3 protein-coding genes are annotated in these 3,118 nt (G+C 61.0%); all 3 read left to right on the top strand.

Annotated features, from left to right (window positions below):
* Positions 1 to 635: chemotaxis protein CheB (locus ACXRVY_RS21825; RefSeq protein WP_458238219.1), on the top strand; the 635-nt coding region annotated here is incomplete at its 5' end.
* Positions 636 to 683: 48 nt separating this feature from the next.
* Positions 684 to 1,685 carry a diguanylate cyclase domain-containing protein gene (locus tag ACXRVY_RS21820; RefSeq protein WP_458238218.1) on the top strand — a complete coding sequence of 334 codons (1,002 nt, stop codon included), beginning with the start codon at positions 684 to 686 and terminating at the stop codon, positions 1,683 to 1,685.
* A 245-nt stretch (positions 1,686 to 1,930) separates the two neighbouring features.
* A protein-coding gene (gene prfB, locus ACXRVY_RS21815) for a peptide chain release factor 2 (protein ID WP_223458770.1) occupies positions 1,931 to 3,026 on the top strand; the annotation gives its coding sequence in 2 pieces (ribosomal slippage) (positions 1,931 to 2,002 and positions 2,004 to 3,026; 1,095 coding nt in all).
* The last annotated feature ends 92 nt before the right edge of the window (positions 3,027 to 3,118 follow it).

Genomic DNA, 3,118 nt, shown 5'->3' with positions numbered 1-3,118 from the left:
TCAGCTGGCTGATCGGCGACAAGGGCAACCGCCCGCGTCCGACGCCGGCACCGTTGCGCAGTACGGGCTCACGCCAGAGCCTGATCGCCATTGGCTCATCCGCCGGTGGGCCGGCAGCGCTGGAAGTCTTGCTCAAGGGACTGCCGCACAATTTTTCTCCGGCCATCGTGCTGGTGCAGCACGTTGACCAGGTGTTTGCCGCCGGCATGGCTGAATGGCTCAGTAGCGCCAGCGGTCTCAACGTCCGCCTGGCCGAGGAAGGCGAGCCGCCGCAAAGCGGCACGGTATTGCTGGCCGGCACCAATCACCATATTCGCCTGCTGAAAAACGGCACGCTGGCCTACACCGCCGAACCGGTCAACGAGATCTACCGGCCCTCCATCGATGTGTTCTTCGAAAGCGTGGCCAGTTACTGGAATGGTGACGCCGTGGGGGTTTTGCTCACCGGCATGGGGCGTGATGGCGCCCAGGGGCTTAAACTCATGCGCCAACAGGGCTACCTGACCATCGCACAAGACCAGCGCAGCAGTGCGGTGTATGGCATGCCGAAGGCGGCCGCGGCCATCGACGCTGCCGTGGAGATTCGCCCGCTGGACAAGATAGCACCACGATTGCTGGAGATATTCGCCAAATGAGCACCTTTTCCCTCATCCCTGGCTCAGGTAGTACTCAGGTGACCGCACATGAATGAATTACAGCTCGACGACTTCAAGACCGACGAAAACGCCGCCATGGTGTTGCTGGTGGACGATCAGGCCATGATCGGCGAAGCCGTGCGCCGCGGCCTGGCGAATGAAGAGAATATCGATTTCCACTTCTGCGCCGACCCGCACCAGGCCATCGCCCACGCGGTGCGCATCAAGCCGACGGTGATTCTTCAAGACCTGGTGATGCCGGGACTGGACGGTCTGAGCCTGGTACGTGAATACCGCAATCACCCGGCGACCAAGGACATTCCGATCATCGTCCTGTCGACCAAGGAAGACCCGTTGATCAAGAGCGCGGCCTTTGCGGCCGGAGCCAACGATTATCTGGTCAAGCTGCCGGACAACATCGAACTGGTCGCACGTATCCGCTATCACTCACGCTCCTACATGACCCTGCTGCAACGGGACGCGGCGTACCGCGCGCTGCGGGTCAGCCAGCAGCAACTGCTCGACACCAACCTGGTGCTGCAACGCCTGATGAATTCCGACGGCCTGACCGGGTTGTCGAACCGTCGGCACTTCGATGAATACATGGAACTGGAATGGCGCCGTTCGCTGCGTGAGCAGAGCCAGTTGTCGTTGCTGATGATCGACGTGGACTACTTCAAGGCCTACAACGACAGCTTCGGTCACCTGGAGGGCGATGAAGCCCTGCGCAAGGTCGCCGCGGCGATCAAGGACGCCAGTGCCCGGCCTTCGGACTTGCCGGCCCGCTACGGCGGCGAAGAGTTCGCCCTGGTGCTGCCCAACACCTCCCMGGGCGGGGCACGGCTGGTGGCCGAGAAGCTGCGCCAGACCGTGGCCGCCCTGAAGATCCCGCATAACTCGCCCACCGAAGGTTCGAGCCTGACCATAAGCATCGGCCTGTCGACCATCACCCCGAAAGCGGGCAGCAATTGCCGCGACCTGATCCTGGCGGCGGACAAGGGGCTGTATTCGGCGAAGAACAATGGGCGTAATCAGGTGGGCGTGGAGTGATCTACCCTATTTCCTGAGCGACGCAAAGCCCTGTGGGAGCGAGCTTGCTCGCGATGGCGTTGTGTCAGTCGATAGTTCCATGGACTGACACTCCGTCATCGCGAGCAAGCTCGCTCCCACAATGGCCTCAATCGCTGTAAAGAACGTCTGTAAACCCGTCTTTTCGGCCAAGCGGACTGCCGTTATCGGCCGTTTCCCGGTATACTCGCCGGCTTTCAAAAGTTCGCCAACGAGTGCTGCCCGTCATGGAAATCAACCCGATCCTGAACACCATCAAGGACCTGTCCGAGCGCTCCGAAACTATTCGGGGGTATCTTTGACTACGATCAAAAGCATGAGCGTCTGACCGAGGTCAATCGCGAGCTTGAAGATCCGAGTGTCTGGAACAAACCTGAATACGCCCAGGAACTGGGCCGCGAGCGCGCTGCGCTGGCGCAGATCGTCGATACCCTCGACGAACTGAACACCGGTCTGGCCGATTGCCGTGACCTGCTGGACATGGCCGTTGAAGAGAACGACGAAGGCGCAGTGGGCGATGTCGTCGCCGAGCTGGCCCGTCTCGAGGAAAGCCTCGCCAAGCTGGAATTCCGGCGCATGTTCAGCCATGAAATGGACCCGAACAACGCGTACCTGGACATCCAGGCCGGTTCCGGCGGCACCGAAGCCCAGGACTGGGCCAACATCCTGCTGCGCATGTACCTGCGCTGGGCCGACAAACGCGGTTTCGACGCGACCATCATGGAGCTGTCGGCCGGTGAAGTCGCCGGGATCAAGGGCGCGACCGTGCACATCAAGGGCGAATACGCGTTTGGCTGGTTGCGGACCGAGATCGGCGTGCACCGTCTGGTGCGCAAGAGCCCGTTCGACTCCGGCAACCGTCGCCACACTTCTTTCTCGGCGGTGTTCGTTTCCCCCGAGATCGATGACAAGGTGGAAATCGAAATCAACCCGGCAGACTTGCGGATCGACACCTATCGCTCCTCCGGTGCCGGTGGTCAGCACGTAAACACCACCGACTCGGCCGTACGTATCACCCACGTACCGACCAACACCGTGGTCAGCTGCCAGAACGAACGTTCCCAGCACGCCAACAAAGACACCGCCATGAAAATGCTGCGGGCCAAGTTGTACGAGCAGGAAATACAGAAGCGCAACGCGGCGTCCCAGGCGCTGGAAGACACCAAGTCCGATATCGGCTGGGGTCATCAGATCCGTTCGTACGTGCTCGATGCTTCGCGGATCAAGGATCTGCGCACCAACATCGAACGCAGCGACTGTGACAAGGTGCTCGATGGCGACATCGACGAATACCTGGAAGCCAGCCTGAAATCAGGGCTGTAAAAGACGCAATACAGGATCGGCTGATTCAACTCGATCCCTGTAGGAGCCAGCCCTGCTGGCGATCCCCGGGCCGAAGGGCCCGGGGGCAACGA

Source organism: Pseudomonas sp. P5_A2_2, from assembly GCF_054177685.1.
Note: the sequence above shows the minus strand (reverse complement) of the source record. Positions and strands in the feature narration are given on the sequence as shown.